The sequence below is a fragment of the Cumulibacter soli genome, from assembly GCF_004382795.1.
Classification (GTDB): Bacteria; Actinomycetota; Actinomycetes; order Mycobacteriales; family Antricoccaceae; genus Cumulibacter; species Cumulibacter soli.
Genome location: NZ_SMSG01000001.1, coordinates 460,066 through 477,224 on the forward strand (window position 1 = coordinate 460,066; position 17,159 = coordinate 477,224).

Consider the following 17,159-nt stretch of genomic DNA (forward strand, 5'->3'; position numbering starts at 1 on the left):
TAAAATCTGGGCGCGCTGAGGCAGTCACTCCATGCCTATCTCGGATAGGACGGCCTGCGTGTCTTCGCCCAGAACCGGTATTCTGAGCCGGCGCTGAGATTGTGAGAGACCAACATTCGTCCACGGACCGGGTACGTTTATTTCGCCTCCCGATGGCGCAGTAACGGTCACGAGATCACCGTCGTCGCGATCGAGCGCCGCGATCGCAGCCTCAGCGCTGGTTAGGATCGCCCCGCAAGTAATTCCGTTCTTATCCATCAGCGCGATCACGTCATCGCGATCGCGACGTACAACCCAGTCGGCTATCAGGTTTTCGGTTTCGACTCGGTGTTCCTGAAGCACGACCTCGTACGGTAAGTTCGCGATATCGCCCTGCAGTCCGATGAGGTTTCTGAATTGTTCCCACTTTTTCCGACCGAGTGGGGCTAAAATCACGTGGCCACCGTCAGCCGTCTGGTAGGAGCGAGTTAACGCCGTGGGAACTAGGTTTCCCACACGTGGCAAAGGCTGCCCCTTGAGCGCCACGTGGTATGCATGAGCCACGGTTGCGGTATACGCATGAAGCATGCTGACATCGACAAGTTCACCGCTACCTGTGAGATCGCGTCTGCGAAGAGCCATCATGGTCCCTAGGGCCGCGTTGTAGGCCGCGATGTGATCGGGGAGGAAGGCACCCACGAGGATCGGACCCGAATCAGCGGTTCCTGTGTAGTCCGGGATACCGCTCAAAGCCTGAATTGTGGTGTCAAGTGCTCGCCGATTTGGATTCTTGGCGTTCTGGCCGAATCCCGTCACGTGGGTCATGACGATTCGCGGATTGATTGCATGCACATCGTCAAAGCCGAACCCCAACCTCGTCGGCACATCCCGCGTGTAGTTCGTGAGCAAGACGTCGGACTGAGCGATCAACCGTTTCAATGCCTCCGAGCCTCGTGGCGACTTCAGGTCCAGGGTGATACTCCGTTTTCCGCGGTTATGCGATGCGAAGTACACGCTGTCGTCCCCATCAAGTGGCAATGCAAGCCGCGCAAGTTCGCCGTCTGGCGGCTCAACCTTAATCACGTCAGCTCCGTGATCTGCCAATATTTGGCCGCAATGGGGACCAGCAATAGCGTGGGTAAGCTCGACGACCCGTATTCCGTCTAGCGCAGCGATCTCTGACACGAACTCATTCCTCTCAGCTCAAGCATTTCGATAACAACCTGTGCTCAGCGAAGCCGCCGCTAGTCCATTACCAGGAGCAGCGTGTCTTGCTCAACCACGTCGCCTTCCGAAACTGGAAGTTCGCGAACGGTGCCGGAGGTCGGCGCATGCACAGGTATTTCCATCTTCATTGATTCAAGGATCAATAGCACGTCGTCCGCGTTAACAGCCTGCCCAACGGAGACCTCAAGTCGCCACACGTTTCCCGGCATTTCCGATCGAACTTCATGAGTCATTTTTCTTCCTTCTTTGGTTTTCGAGCATTCCAGGTTACGAAGTTGCGATCGACGATCTGGCTATCTTGTCGACCACGCTTGTCTCGTAATTACCGGCACAGAAATCGTCATGTTCAAGTAACGCGGCGAGGAGCGGGAGGTTCGTACGGATTCCTTCCACCCGGAAGGAATCGCACGCCGCACGTGCGCGCCGCAGACAGTCCCCACGGGACTCTCCCCAGACGATCAACTTCGCAAGCATCGGGTCGTAGAAATGTGAAACCACACTGCCTGCGCGATAGCCGGATTCGACGCGAATTCCGTCACCAACCGGCTCTTTCCATTGGGTGATCCGCCCCGGAGACGGTATGAACCTAATGGGGTCCTCCGCGTAAAGACGAAGCTCGATCGCGTGCCCCTCGTTTATGACAGATTTAGGATCGAAGCTGAGCGACTGGCCTGCGGCGATCCGCATTTGCTGCTCCACCAGATCGACGCCCGTAACCATCTCCGTGATCCCGTGCTCGACCTGAAGACGGGTGTTCATCTCGAGGAACGAGAACTCTCCCGTGTCGTTGTCCAGCAGAAACTCGATCGTGCCGGCATTGGCGTAGTTTGCGGCACGGACCGCAGCAGCTGCTAGCGATTGCATCGATTCCCGTGTACTGGCCGCGAGACGTGGCGCCGGTGTTTCCTCAACGATTTTCTGATTCCTGCGCTGGACCGAACAGTCGCGTTCACCAAGGGTGACCACCTCTCCATCTCCCCACCCGAGTATCTGGACTTCGATGTGGCGGGCACGCGTCACGAACCGTTCGACCATCACTCGCTCGTCACCGAAGAAGCGGGCCGCCGCCGCAGATGCGGACTCATAAGCCGCACGCAACTCCACTTCATCGCTCGCGACAGCCATGCCGATCCCACCCCCGCCAGCGACCGCTTTGACGATCACGGGATATCCGACTTCGCGCGCAGCTGTAATGCTCGCATCGAGACTGTCTAAGACAGTCGTGCTTCCTGCCGCAACAGCAAGACCGACGCTCGCCATGTGGTTCCGCGCACTGACTTTGTCGCCGAGCAAGCGGATCGACTCCGCACGCGGACCGACCCAGGTCAACCCCGCATCAGTCACTGCTTGAGCGAAATCCGGGTCTTCCGATAGGAAGCCGTATCCGGGATGCACCGCGTCCGCACCGCAAACGCGCGCGGCTTCCAGAATTGCCGCGACGTTCAGGTAGGTTTCGCTGGCGGCCGAACCCGAGAGATTCACAGCCTTGTCAGCTTCCTCCATATGTGGAAGCCCTTCGTCCACGTCGCTGTAGACCGCGACAGTCGAAACCCCAATCGCCTTAGCGCTCCGCATTATCCGCCGCGCAATGGCTCCCCTGTTGGCAACCAGTATCCGCTCGAACGGCTTGCCCAGCTCAGGGTTCGTCTTGGCAAGCTCGGCGGTTCGTCGGCCCTTCGTGAGTTCGTCCACGGGATTCTCTCAACCAGCCCTTCCACGTGATGTGAGTCCAAAAAAGAACCGCCCACTGCGCGGACTAGTCCAGCACCTCAGCGACCGCGGGCGATAAATATGACGAGGTATGCAAGAGAGACTCGCATCTCACTATGACGTGTGTCAACACCATGATCGCCATTATTTGGCGGATCTGTGCGCCATGACCAACAGATGACTCCGCGCTGGCGTCATTTATGATCCTGAAATGCCTCCTAAGTTGACAGTTAGTCAACTTGGTTCCTACGATCATGCCGTCCGTTCGACCCTGTTACGGTCGCGAGGTGAATGGATCATCAAAAAAGAAGAGCAGCCGAGGTGTCGGGCCAGTCACCGTGCGCGGTGAGGCCCGCAAACTTGTACTGATAAGGGCCGCTCGCGAGGAATTCGAGAGCAACGGCTTCTTTCACACGCGGATCGGAGACATCGTGCGTCGCGCTGGCGTCGCCCAGGGCACCTTTTACACGTACTTCCATTCCAAGGAGGCAGTGTTCGAGGCGATCGCAAAGTCAGTCGCAACCGACATGCTCATGTCTCTAGGCGCCGGGCAACGCTCGAACGGGACTCCCTACGAGCGCGCGCGTAGCGCGATGGAACGCTTCGTGGAGTCATACCGGTCGAATGCACGTTGGTTCGCGCTCATTAATGAGGTGACCAACGCAAGTCCTGAGGTTCGGCACCTCCGGCTCCAGATCCGCCAGTCCTTCATCGATCGGCTGGCACGCGGTATCCGGCACCAACAACGTTCGGGCCACGCCGATCCGGATGTTGACGCCGACCTCATGGCCGAGGTGCTCGGTTCCATGGTCGACCATATCTGCGACGTGTGGTTCAACATGGGTCGGGAGTTCGAGGAGGATCGCCTAATCGACCACATAACGCTCGTCTACGCGCGAGCACTCGGTCTGCCGGGACAGCCGAGCGGTCCTCCCTCTACTGGCCCTGATCACAGGACAGGTTAGTACCAGATTCAGGTAGACGGTCCGACCGTCGATTCCCGCTCTGCGGTGGGACGGTCGGACCGCTATTCCGCTGCAAGTCAAGGTATCTCGAGCCAATCTGTCACGCGCGACAAGCACGCTTATGAATATAAGCGTCCACTGCTAGTCCGTGTGGAAGTCACGCAGCGCCAACGCAGGCCCATATTCCGCGACCGCGACAAACCAGCGAGTCGGCATGACCTCGCCGGCCTGGTGACTTCTAGTCGCAGATAGCTCCTGGTGCCGATCTCAACAGCAGTTCAAAGTCAGGAACAGAGGATGGCGTGAGGACATCCTCGACCATCGACGTGATCGCCCACCGGTATGTCCGCCCCGGTCGGATGGTTAGATTCGATGGCTTATGACGTTAGGGCAGGCCCCCTTCACCAGCGCACTCACACAAGTAGTCAGGAATCCGCGCCCGTTAGACAACGGGTTGAGATTCGCGCGTCGCAAGGGGCTCACCGCCACCCAGATCACCAACGGGATACCGGATGTGGGCTCCACGGCCTGGCCGGGCGAGTCGGACGAGCACGCATGTTCACGGACGGCGAGATGCAATGCCTACGAGACGTCGCAGGTACCGTCGCTACTAAGAATCGATATCGAACTTTCGGGAGAGTCAGTCGACTGGCCATGGAGGTGACGGAGCGCGCCGTGGCGGGCGACCCGCACGCCGAAGCGGCACATGCGCTTGTCATTGAAGCCGCCTCGCAAGCGGCCATGTGGCTCATAACCATCACTGACCCTGAACGGCTCATCCTCACCGGCGCGGCAGGCCTCTATCCGGAGCGTTGGCGCAACAAGCTACGAACCCGAATTATGGAACTTGTCGATCCGAATTTCTTCCACGGCGTGCATATCGACTTCACCGAGTTAGGCCGCAGCGCCTGACTACGTGGTGGCATCCAGCCGTACTCGACAATCAGCGCGCAAACGAACTGCATGAGTTCTGAGACCTCCTCCCGCAGGGCGATAAAGTCAACGAGAACGACTCCGATTCGATAGGCGAGGCATGAACGAGGATGGCGAGAAGGCCGCTCCGCGCGGCCGACTGGCGAGCATGCTGCTGGGTGAGGGTCGCGACCCCGACCCCCGGTTCAGCCTCGCGAATGAGCGGACCTTCCTCGCGTGGATCCGCACCTCTCTCGCATTGCTTGCCGGTGGTATCGGAGTCGAGGCATTCGCCCGCGAAGTGTTCCCAGCAGGCGTGCGTCAATGGCTTGCCGTGGGGCTGATCCTGTTGGGGATGCTGCTGAGCGCAACCGCGTCATGGCGTTGGCTGCAGATCGAACGCGCCATGCGACGCACACAGCCGCTACCACTGAGTTTGCCCGCGCTGTGTCTGGCGGTCGGCATCACCCTGGCCGCCGGCATCGTGCTTATCTTCTTCCTGGTGCGTGGCTGATGCAGCACCGCTCAGCCCCTTGGCGAGCCGGCGCATTACCCCAGCACGGCGATCCTGGGCTGCAGCCGGAGCGGACGATACTTTCGTGGGGTCGCACCAACCTCGCACTCACGGTGTGCGCCCTGCTGCTGCTTCGCTGGATACCCGACCACGGACCCGCGCCGGCCGTCATCGCTATCGCCCTGGTCGTCGGTGGCAGCACTCTCTGGTTCATTCAACGACGGCGCTCCTCGCACGTCGTGCACCGCTTCATGCAGGAACGTACGGACCCGGCGGTATATCCCGTACTGGCGTTGACGCTGCTGATTCTCTTGTCGGGCCTCGCGGCGATCCTGATCATCTGATTCGGCCTCAACGCTGGGTTCTGGGGATGCGGGGTTCTGAGGATGCTGGGTTCTCAGTGCGTGACCAGCGCGCGCACAACGGCTAACGTGCTCATAACGCCAATGAGAGAAACGAGTTGCCCGTGAAGTTTGAACTACGCACCTACGTCGCTGCCGAAGGCAAAATGGCCGCGCTGCAGCAGCGCTTCATCGACCACACCATCCATATCTTTCCGCGTCATGGCATGCATAGCGTCGGCTACTGGGTCCGCGAGGATGACCCTTCCGTCCTCGTGTACCTGATCTGGCACGAGGGCGATCCCAAGGCCAACTGGAACTCGTTCAAAGATGATCCCGAGTGGACTTCGGCGCGCGCCGCATCCGAGGTGGACGGCTCGCTCACCGCATCGCTCGAAAGTGTCTACCTCGATCCCGTTGAGGCCCTCGCGATCGGCGATCTGCCGCCGAAGGCCTGAGCGCGACCTCGTTGGTCGACACCGATTGGCGTCGACCAACGAGGTCGTACCATGGTCCCCATGGCCTCATTCACTGATGCCCTAGCGGCGCGCCTGCTGCAGACGCGCCCCTTCGTTCGCGCGCCGATCTGGCTGTTTCGTCATGGATTCGGGCGCCTACTTGGTCCTCGCCTCGTCATGCTCGAACACACTGGTCGTACGTCGGGACGCCCCCGTTATGTGTGTCTCGAGGTCGTCGAACGCCCAAGTGCGTCGTCGCTGATCGTCGTGAGCGGATTCGGTGCACGGGCGCAGTGGTATCGCAACCTCCGCACCAATCCGGAGTGCCGCATCAGTAGCGGACCGCTACGCGATCAGCGCGCGACCGCAAGATTCCTGCCGGATGACGAGGCTGATTCCATACTCGCCAGATATCAGCACAACCATCCGAAGGCGTGGGAGCGATTGCGTGGCGCGATCGAGCACGCCGTCGGACATTCCGTGCGTGGTCTCCCCATGGTCGAACTGTCGTGGGAAACGACTCGGTAAGGAGTCGGTCAGCCTACGTGGCCGGGGCGGGCACGCGGAGATGACGCAGGGCACGAATGTCCTTAAACACTCGCAACCCGCGGCATCTCCAACCCGCTCGTGCCGCGCGTCAGCCGATGACCGAAGGGGCCATATTCGGTTCAATTGCCGAGGCGTGTGAAGCGGGTCGAGCGGTTCTCCGACATAGCCGCCATCGCCTCCCGAGCATCGGATCCGGCGATCGCCGTCCAACCCACGGTGTCGCTGTCAGCGGCGGCATCGCGCAGCGCCATGGCGGCGTGCCGGTACACCAACTGCTTGGTGAAACGCATGGCGGCAGGAGACATGCGTTCGGCCATCCCTTGCACATAGGCAATCGCGGCGTCACGTAACTCGTCGTCCGGCACCACCCGCTGCGCGAACCCAGCGCGCAACGCCTCCTGTGCGGTGATCTTCTCGTGCCGCCAGAACCAATCAAGCGCGTTTCCGGTACCGATTTGGTGGGCCAGCATCCAGGTCACGGTGTGCTCGGCAATCAGTCCGCGCTCCAGGAAGATCGAACGACACCAACCGCTCTCCCCGAAAAACCGCACGTCCGCCGCCGCGGCCAACACCATCCCGCCGCCGGCGGTCGCACCATTGATCGCAGCAATAACCGGCTTATCGACCTCCATCAGGTACGTGAATAGCCCATGCGGATCGGTCTGCTTCGCACCGCGAACCTGACCGGGGCCGGCTTCGGCGTCCGCGGTGGACTTCGCCAGCTCCACGACGTCAAGTCCCGAGCAGAACCCCTTCCCTGCCCCGGTAATCACGATGCCAACCACATCCTTCGATGCGTTCGCTTCGTCCACCGCTGCTCGCAGATCCACCATCATCTGTGGATTGATCGCGTTGAGCTTGCCGGGATTGTCCAAGCTGATGACCGCGACCGGGTCCTCAATCTCCAGAACGATCCGGCCGGTCACAGCACATCACCCTCATAATTGGGATCCGCCAGAACCTCCGGGCTGGTCATGATCATGTGGCGACCGGTCTCATGCCGCAAGTACGCCCGACGCGACAGCGCCGTCGCCTTGCCGAGGTTGTCCTTCATACCGCGGATCGCGGCCGGTTTTGCCGCGGCGAGCGCCTGAACCGCAGTCTCAAGCTCGTCGTCGAAGACCGCATCATCGAACACCTCGCTCACCAGCCCGATCGCCTGCGCCTGCTCGGCGGTGATCTTGCGCGGGCGATACATGATGTCGGCGGCACGCGCCGGACCGAGCTTGTTCGTCAGGCTCCACGCGAGCCCGAGATCGCCCGCAACACCCACATCGAGGAAGGCTGAGTTCAGCCGCGCCGCACTCGACGCGAACCGAAGGTCACACGCCATCGCCAGACCGAATCCCGCCCCGGCGGCGCTGCCATTCAGCCCCGCAACCGTGACGGCGCTGAGTTCGCCGAGCATCGCCGGCAGGTCGAACGGGCGAGGATCGGTCGAAAGATTCACCTGAGAATCGACCGTTTTGCGCCCCTGCAGGCGATCCAAGTCAGCGCCCGGGCAGAAGAACCGACCTTCCTTACCGCCCCGGATCAACAGAACACGCATCGTGCGATAACTGCCGGCTTGTAGCGCGGCCTCCCACAACCCGACCAGCACCTCGGGCGTCATCGCATTCATCGGCGGATTCTCTATGGTGAGCCGCACCAGCGGCGCATCGGCGCTCAGCCGAACGATCCCGCCCTGAAACTCGCTGACGTCGCTACCGGTCATCGATCAATCCCCTCGCCGCGTGGAGTCGTGAGCGCTTATCGATCGCTCAGTCTAGGTGGGACCGTTCTAACACGTCCGCATATCGGGCGGCAACCAACCGCGGCGTACGGCGACGCACCGGAGGGTCCTGCCATAGCCACGTCGAGTGCGAGGTCTCCACAGCGCTGACCTCGCCCCACTCCAGTCGAGCACCGGAGAGGGTGCGGCTATCGGGAGGGGGCTTGACCACGCGAGGGCGAGGCTAACGAAGGAGGCGAAGCCGACGGTTGGGCAACTGCTGAAGCGACGGTCGTCCGAGGTGCGTCGGCTACTGAAGGAGTAACTCAGGCTGGGCCGACAACGCCAGTGAGGATGATGGTTGCGACACGGTCAGCGACCTCGCTCGGCGAGTACTTGCCACTCTTGCGGTACCAGTGAGCCACGCTGTTGCAGGTCGTGATGATCGTGTTCGTGACGACGGCGTCAGCGCTGGCGAACTCGCCAATAGCGTGCCCTTCGTCGAGTATTTCCTGCCAGACGGCTTGAATTCGCTCGCGAATCTTCTGAAGCTCGGCGCGGCGTTCATCACTCAAGGCAGAACGATCCCGCATCTCGATGCTCATTTGCTTCGCGGACCCAACAATCAGTTCGGTCTGGCGCACAATGAGCGTAGTCAGTTTCTCCGTCGGCGGGGCGTCTGAGGCGGCGACTTCCTCGGCGACTTCCAGCACCGCCTTGGTGTAGGTGGACAGGATCACCCACAGCAGTTCTTCCTTCGAACCGATGTGGTAGTACAACGCGCCGCCGCGTAGACCAACTTTCTCGGCAATATCGGAGATCCCGGTGCCGTGGTACCCATCCTTCGCAAAGAGCGTCGTCGCGCCGTCGATGATCCGGTCACGGGTCTCCGCCGTCGTACGGCGCGTAGTCCCGCCCTGCTCCCGAACCATCCTGGCCCCTTTCTCGCTTTTTACGTATCGACCGATACTTAAGCGTACGTGGCGCGGGGCGATTCGGAAGCATTTCAACTCACCTCACACTGTGGTCAGCGCCTCGCTGCCGCGGTCGGCGGGCGTCCCCAGCGCCAAGATCACCAGCACATACAGCCCGGCTGCCACGTCGCCAAGCACGCCCAGCCAGCCGCTTGTTCCGCCCACGCCGCCCCATCCCACGTATGCGCCCCAGCCGAGGTAAAGCAGCGGCTGCAGCGGCATGACCAGCAGCACGCCGAGCCATCCGACATCGAACCCTCGATAGAGCGGGTATGCGGCAACGACGAGTACGAGCCCTCCGACCAACTGAATCCACGCGACTTCGGGGACCGGGATCGGCGCTATCAACGACATTCCCTGCGCCCCGGTCAAGAACATCAGTCCGCCCGCGATCATCGCCGTCCACGCCGCGCCGCGTCCGATCGCGCGCTCCCCGATCCATGCCCAGCGCCTCATTGAGGGGAGTGTCAGCGCTGCGACACCAAGCGCTCCAACGCACGCCAGGAAGATACTCATTCCTAGCTGCCTGTCCCCCAAGAATCTGAGATTGGCCCCGAGGATCAGTAGGTGAAATCCGATACCCGCCCATCGAGCGGATGCAAGACCGCGCCAGAGCGCCGCCGACAGATGGATCGCGCAGCCGACTCCGAATAGTCCAGCCATCCAGAACGCCGCCGAATTATCGAACGGGCTGACGCCACCGATCACCGTGGTGAGGATCGCGAACATCGCAGGTGCCGGTAATGCGAGGCTCGCGATGGCGATGCCGGTGATCGCGAGCCCCACGGTTGCCGGCGGCCACGGTCGCTGTCGCGGTGGAGCGGACGCATACGGGAAGTACGGGTTCACGGTCATGCATGCGAACCTGCCAGAGCCGAATGGTCATTTCGGAGTTATCCACAGGTTCACCTGCGCCAAATGACAAACGACAGCCTGCGACGTCCCCAAGCGCTCGCGAGGTCATACCTCCCCCTCACTTAGTCGACGACCGAAAGGAACCAAGCGGCAACGGGGGACCCAACCGACGACCGCTGGCACGAGACGACCGGGCAACCCGTCGACGACCGCAGGGCCGTCGACGGAGAGGGTTAGGAGACGGGAGCGGCTTAGACGACGCCTTCGTCGACGAGCTGCTGGACCTCGCTCGGCGACATTCCCAGATGCTTCTGGAGCACCTCGGCGGTGTCTTCGCCATAGTTGGGCCCATTGCGCTGCTTATGACCGCCCGCATGCGTGGGCGTTTCGCTCATCAGCACCGGGATCTGCTTCACCGGCCAGATCCCGTTCTCGGTCTGAGGCAGATCGATCAGCCACTCGCGATGCGCCAACTGCGGGTCGGTCTCGACGCGGTCCTGCGCGTTCTGCGCGACACCGGCCGGGACACCGGCAGCCTGCAGGGCATCCATCAGCGCGTATCGCTCCCGACCATCGGTGGCCGAGTTCACCAGAGCGTCCAACGCGTCCTGGTTTTGCAGACGTAACTGCAATGTGGCGAACCTGTCGTCCTCCAGCCACTCCGGATGACCAAGCACCTCAGCTGCGGAACGCCACTGCTCGTCGTTGAAGCATGCAATCGCGATCCAGCGGTCCGTCCCCTCGGTGCGGTACATCCCGTGCGGTGCGGCAGGTTTGTCGATCGAACGATTGCCTCGACGCTGCCAGGCACGCCCATTCGCGCTGTAATCCAGGAACGCCGTCCCTGCCAGGTACATCCCGGTCTCCACCTGCGACGCGTCGATGTGGCAGCCCTCGCCGGTCACGTCACGCCGGTACAGACCCGCCAGTATCGCGGTCGTCGCGTTGTACGCGCCGAACCAATCCAGGTAGCTGTAACCGATACCGGCCGGCGGCCACGGCGACGGCAACCCGGACATCTCCGTCAGACCCGAGAACGCCTGCGCGGTCGGGCCGAACGCTTTGGCTCGGTCGTACGTACCTCGCTCACCAAGCCCTGATTGCTGGACATAGACGACATCTGGGTTCAGCTCGACGAGGCGGTCGTAGCCCAGCCCCATTCGCTTCATCGTGCCGGGCGAGTACCCCTCGATCACGACGTCTGCCTCGCGGATCAGGTCCTCGAGGATCTTCTTGCCGCGCGGATCCTTTAGGTTCAGCGACATCGCGGACTTGCCGGTATTGATCTCCATGAAGTTCGCCGACTGGTTCACCGTCGTCATCGGCGGCGGCGTCATCGGCTCGGTCGCCGAATCCCGCTCGGCACGGCCGCCGGTGGGGTAAGTGACCTCGGTGAACCGCATCCCGTCCAGGCGCGACTCGTGCTCGACCTTGATCACCTCGGCCCCCATCGCGGCCAAGAACTTCCCTGCACCGGCGGAGGCGAGCATCCAACTCAGGTCAACGACCTTCAGCCCAGTCATCGCGTATGGCTTGCCGTACGGTGAAACTGCGTCGTTGTCGACGCCACGCTCAATCTGCCGTACGGCGTCGCGCGCTACCCATTCACGCAGGACCTCATCGTTGTGCTCGCCGAGCATCGGCGCCCGCGGTCCTGTGACCCAATCGACCTGCTCGGAGACCCAGCGCGCACCGATATCCGTGAACTCGGCGTCCAGCTCCGGGTACTTCACCTGGGTGAAGGTGCCACGCTTACGCCAGTGCTCGTCATCGAGGTTTTCTTCCGGCAGCCGCACCGGCGCCCAGGTCTGTCCGGCCTCGACCATCTCGCGCCAGAACCCGCTGTCGAAAGCAAATCGCGCGACGAGCTTGTCCATCACGGCGGCGATGTACTCGCGCTTGGCGATGCGGTAGTCCGGGTCATCCCATTCAGGACCCTCGAGCTCACCCTGCATTCCGTGCCGACGCAACGCGCCGATATCGCCCGGCCAGCTCGGCGGGAAGTTGCGCACATAGGTCACGTACGGCAGTAGATAACGACCGTCCTTGGTGAGGCTGAGCGATTTCGGTGTTGTCACCGGCGACGAGTGCCGACCGGTCTGCCGGTGGTGCGGACGGCGCAACGCCAGCCAGTTCGGCAGGTCGAGCTCGGTGCATACTGCGTTCGCCTGGTGGACCGCACAGGAGAGGTGCTGCCCTCGCCCGGTGCTCAACCGATAATAGAGCGCGCCGAGTACGGCGATGACTCCTTGCTCGCCCGCGACGTGGTACGCCTGCCACATCTGCGGCGCCATCGGCGGGGTGTCGTATGTGCCGTCGGGCTCGGGGTCGTACCCGCAGTTCATCGCCATTCCGCCAAGGGCGAGATGCACCAGGTCGCTGCCGACGTAGTCGGCCCATGGTCCGTCGTCCCCGAACGGGGAAATACGTAGGTAGACGAGTTCGGGGTTGGTGCGCGAGAGATCCTGGTAGCCCAAGTTGCGGTCGGCCAGGTAGGTGCCCGGACGCGCATCGATCACGACATCGGCGACCGCAGCGAGCTGTGCGAACTGACGCTGACCGTCTTCGGAGTCCAGATCAAGCGTCACCGAACGCTTCGCGAGGTTGTAGTGCCAGAAATAGAGGCTGCGGTCCGGGTCGGGATCATCCTGATAGAACGGGCCGTATGCGCGGGTCTCTTCGCCGCCGATCGGCTCGACCTTGACGACGTCTGCGCCGAGCCCCGCCAACAGCTTTCCGGCGTACTCACCGAGCTCATTCGCTACTTCAAGCACCCTCAGTCCCCGAAGGTACGTATCCAACTTCGAGCCCGCCTCAGCCATTCGTGTATTCCCTCTCTATGTCAACCAGCACAGTGAGACGACCATAGGGTGACGGCCGTGTCAACTCGACGCCGCTGCAGCTGAAGCAATCCGTCACTTGACCCAAACCCGCAGGTCGAGACGGGTCCAGCCACGCGGTCGACCCGCGATTGGACGCGAGCACTCCAGCCGACACACCGGCACGGTCGGGCACCGCATGCGGCAGGCCGCCGTCGTAGCGCAGTATTGAGTTCGACGAGAGGACCGAGAATGAAGATCGCTGCGTGGCTCACGACCTGGATAGGTATCGCGCTCATTGGACTGCTCGGCTGGGTGGTGCCCTGGGTGACCAACGGGCCTGACGAAGGCGGACTGATCACTGCGGCGCAGGCGATCGACAACGCACCGGGCCGAGCCGGTGTCTCGGCGATTCCGGCGTTCTACGCCACGACCGCATGGATCGTGATCGGTGGGCTCATCGCGGCGACCGGACTGTTCGCGATGTTCAGCGGTGCGCGTGATCGATGGATCGCCGTCATCGGATACGTCCTGGGCGCCGCGTTCCTCGGTCTCGGAGCCTTCAATACGTGGGGCGGGGCATCGCGATCATCGAGCGAGAACCTGTCGTTCATCGGCGTACTTGTAGCCGGCGCCCTCATGCTGGTGATGGCAGTGCTCAGCACCCGCGGCGCAGCCTTCATCGGGGCGGTTCCCGCCGCCCTCGCTGCGCTCGTCGGACTCGCGTGGTCGATCTGGTTCGTCGCTGCCGCCCCGCAGACCGAGGTGCTCAGCGTGTCGACGTTGGGCTGGGCGCTGCCGGCCGCGCACCTGCTCGCGCTCATCGGTTCGCTGCTGTCGATCGCGATCGCCGGTCGCAACAAAGCTGTATCACCTGCCAGCCCCAACTCCCCCGCGGCCGCGTAGGCATCCAGTCACCACCGTCTCGCAGGAACCGAAGCGCCTGCCGCCGCGAATGGACCCACGCACCTTCCATCGCGGGCAGCGCGGCAGCGCGAGTGACGGGCATCTCGCCGTACCGGTAGCATGCGTCACAATTCGCCAACGCCGACGAGGGGCATCATCATGGGCTATGAACTGACCGGACTAGAAGGAAAGGTCGCCGTCGTCACCGGCGCTGGCCGGATGCGTTCGATCGGTCGACCGATCGCTATCGCGCTCGCGAAAGCGGGCTGCGACATCGTCCTCACCGGGACCGGCCGTCCGGCAGAGAACTACCCCGATGATGAGAAGGCTGCCGGCTGGCGCGATATCGCCTCGGTCGCCGAGGAGGTCGAAGCCGAGGGACGGCGCGCGCTGGCCGTCGTCAGCAACGTCGCGGACGGCGAGTCGGTTCAGGGGCTCGTACAGCAGACCCTTAAGGAATTCGGCCGCGTCGACATCGTCGTCAACAATGCCGGTGCCGCACGTGGCGAGGACCGCGTCCCGATCGTGGACCTCGCCGAGCACGACTGGCACAAGGTCATCGACGTCAACCTCACCGGCACATTCTTGATGTCGAAATACTTCGGCAAGCAGATGATCGAGGCGGGCAACGGTGGCTCGATCATCAATATTTCGTCGATCGCGGGCAAACTGTGGCCGGCCAACAGCGGCGCCTACGCCTCCAGCAAGGCGGGCATCCAGGCGCTCACCGCAGCCATGTCCGCGGAGATCGGCCAGCACAACGTTCGCGTGAACGCGATCTGCCCCGGCATCATCGACACCTACCGCATGGATGACATTCCCCGTGGCGACACTTGGAACAAAATGGTGCAGTCGCGCATCCCGCTCGGCCGCGCGGGCTCGGGTGAGGACATCGCCCACCAGGTCGTCTACTTGTGCAGCGACCAGGGTGACTGGATCACCGGACAGAGCTACACGGTGGACGGCGGCACCGCGCCCGGGCGCTAACACCACGACCTGTCGAACGTTACGCCTTGGACGCATCGCGGTCGGCTGAAGAACAGTGCAGCTGCCTCGCTTTCTCACAGCCATCTCTGAGAAAGCGAGGCAGAACCGTTTTGGGCTAGGCCAGCAGCTCGCGCACCCGCGGAATTACTTCCGAGCCATACAGTCCGATCGAACTCAGCAGGTTCTCGTGCGGCATGGTGCCGTTGCTGTACTTGAGATCGAACCGCTGCGCACCCAACGCGCGAACGGTGCCGGCGATCTTCGCCGCAACTGTCTTGGGCGAACCGACGAACAACGCTCCGCTGTCCGCTTCTGCCTCGAACTCCGCCCGGCTCACCGGCGGCCAGCCACGCTCACGACCGATCCTGTCGCGGTTGACTTTGAAGTGCGGAAACAGTTCCTCCCGCGCCTGCTCATCGGTGTCCGCGATATGTCCCGGCGAGTGCACCCCGATCGGTAACTCGGGCAATTCCAACTGCTTCAGCGCGCGGCGGTACAGGTCGGCGTACGGCACGAATCGCTCCGGTGACCCACCAATGATCGCCAGCATCATCGGGATCTGATAGCGCGCAGCCCGCACCACCGACTCCGGCGATCCGCCGACGCCGATCCAGGTACGTAGCCGCCCGGACTCCGTCTTCGGATACACCTGTGACGCGCGCAGCGGTTCACGGATCGTGCCCTGCCAGGTGACCTCACCCTCGTCAAGTAATGCACTGAACAGGTCGAGCTTTTCCTCGAACAACACTTCGTAGTCATTCAGATTCAAGCCGTACAACGGAAAGGACTCAGTAAATGAGCCGCGTCCGAGCGTGACCTCAGCCCGCCCGTTGGAGACCGCGTCCAGCGTCGCGAACTTCTCGAACACCCGCACCGGATCGTCCGAGGAAAGTACCGTCACCGCCGTACCAAGCAGGATCTGCTCGGTCCGGCCGGCAGCTGCGGCGAGCACGACCTCCGGCGCGGACACGGCATAGTCGTCGCGGTGGTGTTCCCCGACGCCGATCGCATCAATACCCACCGAATCGGCCAGCACGATCTCATCGACCAGGCTACGCAGCACCTGCGCGTAGGACAGCCGCTCGCCGTCCGCATCGACGGTCACGTCGCCGAACGTGTCGAGCCCGAATTGGATGTCAGTCATTTACTTCACCCAGAACGGCGGTGCTTCTTCTGGGCGCACCGCAGGCGGTGGAGTTCCGTCACCGAACGGCGTACCGCCGAGGATTTCGCGGCCGTGCGGTGTGAGCCAGCCAGACAGGTCTGGGCCCTTCGGGATGATCCGCGACGGATTCACGTCCGCATGCACATAGTAGTAGTGCCGCTTGATCTGCTGGAAGTCAACAGTATCCCCGAATCCTGGAGTTTGATACAGGTCACGGGCGTAACCCCACAGCGCGGGCAGCTCACTGAGCTTCTGGCGGTTGGCCTTGAAATGCCCGTGATAGACGGGATCGAAACGCACCAGCGTGGTGAACAACCGCACGTCGGCCTCGGTGATCACCTCGCCCATCAGATAACGGCGATCCGTCAGCCGTTCCTCGAGCCAGTCGATCGCGGTCCACAAGCGGTCGTACGCCGACTCATAGGCCTCCTGCGAACCAGCGAAACCGCAGCGATAGACGCCATTGTTGACTTCGGTGTAGATCCGCCGCATCACCGGATCCATCTCGTCACGCAACGCTTCCGGGTACAGGTCCGGCGCGCCGGCGCGGTGAAATTCACGCCATTCGCTGGAGAAGTCCAGGGTGATCTGCGGGAAGTCGTTGGTCACCACTTGCTTCGTTGGGATGTCGACGATCGCGGGCACCGTGATTCCCCGTGGATAGCCCGGGAACCGGTTCAAGTAGAGGTCCTTGACGCGCGGTACGCCGAGGACGGGGTCAACTTCACCCGGATCCAGATCGAAGGTCCAGGAGTCCGGGTCATGCGTCGGGCCGGGAAGACCGACCGAGATCACGTCCTCGAGCCCGAGCAGTCGCCGCACGATGAGGGTGCGGTTTGCCCAGGGGCAGGCCCGAGCCGCGACGAGGCGGTAACGGCCGGGCTCAACCGGCCAGCCGCTGGAGCCGTCGGCGGTGATTCGATCCTCGATGTAGTTGGTATCGCGGGTGAACTCTTTACCAGGAATGGAGTAGACGCCGCCGGTGCTCTGTTCTTCGTTATTCGTCACCATGACTCTATTGTTGCATATTCAACTATTTTTGGCGAGGTCGTCGATCCTCGGTTCAGCGAGGCGGCTCACATCATGC

Annotated in this window: 18 protein-coding genes; 8 read left to right on the forward strand and 10 right to left on the reverse strand. The window is 62.5% G+C overall.

The window, feature by feature from the left end; genetic code table 11:
• Positions 1-24: 24 nt before the first annotated feature.
• Genes E1H16_RS02260 through E1H16_RS02270 form a run of 3 tightly spaced genes read right to left on the reverse strand, consistent with a single transcriptional unit; the run spans position 25 to position 2,898 of the window.
• Positions 25-1,164 carry a CaiB/BaiF CoA transferase family protein gene (locus E1H16_RS02260; protein ID WP_134322048.1) on the reverse strand — a complete coding sequence of 380 codons (1,140 nt, stop codon included), beginning with the start codon at positions 1,162-1,164 and terminating at the stop codon, positions 25-27.
• Between the two features lie 59 nt (positions 1,165-1,223).
• A complete protein-coding gene (locus tag E1H16_RS02265) occupies positions 1,224-1,439 on the reverse strand; it encodes a biotin/lipoyl-binding carrier protein (protein WP_134322049.1) in 216 nt (71 codons plus the stop codon).
• 34 nt (positions 1,440-1,473) lie between these two features.
• On the reverse strand, positions 1,474-2,898 hold the full coding sequence (locus E1H16_RS02270; RefSeq protein WP_243837572.1) for an acetyl-CoA carboxylase biotin carboxylase subunit: 1,425 nt from the start codon (positions 2,896-2,898) through the stop codon (positions 1,474-1,476).
• Positions 2,899-3,203: 305 nt separating this feature from the next.
• Here E1H16_RS02270 and E1H16_RS02275 point away from each other — a divergent pair, with 305 nt between their 5' ends.
• From E1H16_RS02275 to E1H16_RS02300, 6 genes are all read left to right on the forward strand, one after another.
• Positions 3,204-3,881 (forward strand): TetR/AcrR family transcriptional regulator, encoded by a 678-nt coding sequence (locus E1H16_RS02275; RefSeq protein ID WP_166741585.1) that lies wholly within the window; start codon positions 3,204-3,206, stop codon positions 3,879-3,881.
• A gap of 654 nt (positions 3,882-4,535) precedes the next feature.
• Complete coding sequence (locus E1H16_RS02280) at positions 4,536-4,793, forward strand: hypothetical protein (protein WP_134322051.1); 258 nt, start codon at positions 4,536-4,538, stop codon at positions 4,791-4,793.
• 121 nt (positions 4,794-4,914) lie between these two features.
• Positions 4,915-5,307 (forward strand): YidH family protein, encoded by a 393-nt coding sequence (locus E1H16_RS02285; protein ID WP_134322052.1) that lies wholly within the window; start codon positions 4,915-4,917, stop codon positions 5,305-5,307.
• Positions 5,307-5,651 (forward strand): DUF202 domain-containing protein, encoded by a 345-nt coding sequence (locus E1H16_RS02290; protein WP_134322053.1) that lies wholly within the window; start codon positions 5,307-5,309, stop codon positions 5,649-5,651. The genes E1H16_RS02285 and E1H16_RS02290 overlap by 1 nt, the downstream gene beginning before the upstream one ends.
• Positions 5,652-5,773: 122 nt before the next feature.
• A complete protein-coding gene (locus tag E1H16_RS02295; RefSeq protein ID WP_134322054.1) occupies positions 5,774-6,106 on the forward strand; it encodes an NIPSNAP family protein in 333 nt (110 codons plus the stop codon).
• A 60-nt stretch (positions 6,107-6,166) separates the two neighbouring features.
• Entirely contained in the window at positions 6,167-6,634 is a 468-nt protein-coding gene (locus E1H16_RS02300; protein WP_134322055.1) for a nitroreductase family deazaflavin-dependent oxidoreductase, read from the forward strand.
• Between the two features lie 140 nt (positions 6,635-6,774).
• Here E1H16_RS02300 and E1H16_RS02305 read toward each other — a convergent pair whose 3' ends face one another.
• From E1H16_RS02305 to E1H16_RS02325, 5 genes are all read right to left on the reverse strand, one after another.
• A complete protein-coding gene (locus tag E1H16_RS02305) occupies positions 6,775-7,581 on the reverse strand; it encodes an enoyl-CoA hydratase/isomerase family protein (protein WP_134322056.1) in 807 nt (268 codons plus the stop codon).
• Positions 7,578-8,369, reverse strand: coding sequence for an enoyl-CoA hydratase/isomerase family protein (locus E1H16_RS02310; RefSeq protein ID WP_134322057.1), 792 nt, complete (start codon positions 8,367-8,369; stop codon positions 7,578-7,580). The genes E1H16_RS02305 and E1H16_RS02310 overlap by 4 nt, the downstream gene beginning before the upstream one ends.
• 323 nt (positions 8,370-8,692) lie before the next feature.
• Positions 8,693-9,298, reverse strand: a complete 606-nt coding sequence (locus E1H16_RS02315) for a TetR/AcrR family transcriptional regulator (RefSeq protein WP_134322058.1) — start codon at positions 9,296-9,298, stop codon at positions 8,693-8,695.
• Positions 9,299-9,382: 84 nt separating this feature from the next.
• Positions 9,383-10,195, reverse strand: coding sequence for a hypothetical protein (locus E1H16_RS02320; RefSeq protein ID WP_134322059.1), 813 nt, complete (start codon positions 10,193-10,195; stop codon positions 9,383-9,385).
• Positions 10,196-10,446: 251 nt separating this feature from the next.
• Positions 10,447-13,017 carry a CaiB/BaiF CoA transferase family protein gene (locus E1H16_RS02325; RefSeq protein WP_134322060.1) on the reverse strand — a complete coding sequence of 857 codons (2,571 nt, stop codon included), beginning with the start codon at positions 13,015-13,017 and terminating at the stop codon, positions 10,447-10,449.
• Positions 13,018-13,266: 249 nt separating this feature from the next.
• Between E1H16_RS02325 and E1H16_RS02330 the strand changes: the two genes are divergently transcribed.
• Together E1H16_RS02330 and E1H16_RS02335 are read left to right on the forward strand one after the other, a co-directional pair.
• Positions 13,267-13,920 carry a hypothetical protein gene (locus E1H16_RS02330; RefSeq protein WP_134322061.1) on the forward strand — a complete coding sequence of 218 codons (654 nt, stop codon included), beginning with the start codon at positions 13,267-13,269 and terminating at the stop codon, positions 13,918-13,920.
• A 159-nt stretch (positions 13,921-14,079) separates the two neighbouring features.
• Positions 14,080-14,907 carry an SDR family NAD(P)-dependent oxidoreductase gene (locus E1H16_RS02335; RefSeq protein ID WP_134322062.1) on the forward strand — a complete coding sequence of 276 codons (828 nt, stop codon included), beginning with the start codon at positions 14,080-14,082 and terminating at the stop codon, positions 14,905-14,907.
• 115 nt (positions 14,908-15,022) lie between these two features.
• Here E1H16_RS02335 and E1H16_RS02340 read toward each other — a convergent pair whose 3' ends face one another.
• Entirely contained in the window at positions 15,023-16,051 is a 1,029-nt protein-coding gene (locus E1H16_RS02340; protein WP_134322063.1) for an LLM class flavin-dependent oxidoreductase, read from the reverse strand.
• Positions 16,052-17,083 (reverse strand): glutathione S-transferase family protein, encoded by a 1,032-nt coding sequence (locus E1H16_RS02345; RefSeq protein WP_134322064.1) that lies wholly within the window; start codon positions 17,081-17,083, stop codon positions 16,052-16,054. It abuts the gene before it with no gap.
• Positions 17,084-17,159 lie beyond the last annotated feature (76 nt).

Bases quoted from the DNA above. Each gene is read 5' to 3' on its own strand.
- E1H16_RS02265 (WP_134322049.1), bottom strand. From the start codon at position 1,439: ATGACTCATGAAGTTCGATCGGAAATGCCGGGAAACGTGTGGCGACTT.
- E1H16_RS02280 (WP_134322051.1), top strand. From the start codon at position 4,536: ATGGAGGTGACGGAGCGCGCCGTGGCGGGCGACCCGCACGCCGAAGCG.
- E1H16_RS02285 (WP_134322052.1), top strand. From the start codon at position 4,915: ATGAACGAGGATGGCGAGAAGGCCGCTCCGCGCGGCCGACTGGCGAGC.
- E1H16_RS02290 (WP_134322053.1), top strand. From the start codon at position 5,307: ATGCAGCACCGCTCAGCCCCTTGGCGAGCCGGCGCATTACCCCAGCAC.
- E1H16_RS02300 (WP_134322055.1), top strand. From the start codon at position 6,167: ATGGCCTCATTCACTGATGCCCTAGCGGCGCGCCTGCTGCAGACGCGC.
- E1H16_RS02310 (WP_134322057.1), bottom strand. From the start codon at position 8,369: ATGACCGGTAGCGACGTCAGCGAGTTTCAGGGCGGGATCGTTCGGCTG.
- E1H16_RS02315 (WP_134322058.1), bottom strand. From the start codon at position 9,298: ATGGTTCGGGAGCAGGGCGGGACTACGCGCCGTACGACGGCGGAGACC.
- E1H16_RS02320 (WP_134322059.1), bottom strand. From the start codon at position 10,195: ATGACCGTGAACCCGTACTTCCCGTATGCGTCCGCTCCACCGCGACAG.
- E1H16_RS02325 (WP_134322060.1), bottom strand. From the start codon at position 13,017: ATGGCTGAGGCGGGCTCGAAGTTGGATACGTACCTTCGGGGACTGAGG.
- E1H16_RS02330 (WP_134322061.1), top strand. From the start codon at position 13,267: ATGAAGATCGCTGCGTGGCTCACGACCTGGATAGGTATCGCGCTCATT.
- E1H16_RS02335 (WP_134322062.1), top strand. From the start codon at position 14,080: ATGGGCTATGAACTGACCGGACTAGAAGGAAAGGTCGCCGTCGTCACC.
- E1H16_RS02340 (WP_134322063.1), bottom strand. From the start codon at position 16,051: ATGACTGACATCCAATTCGGGCTCGACACGTTCGGCGACGTGACCGTC.
- E1H16_RS02345 (WP_134322064.1), bottom strand. From the start codon at position 17,083: ATGGTGACGAATAACGAAGAACAGAGCACCGGCGGCGTCTACTCCATT.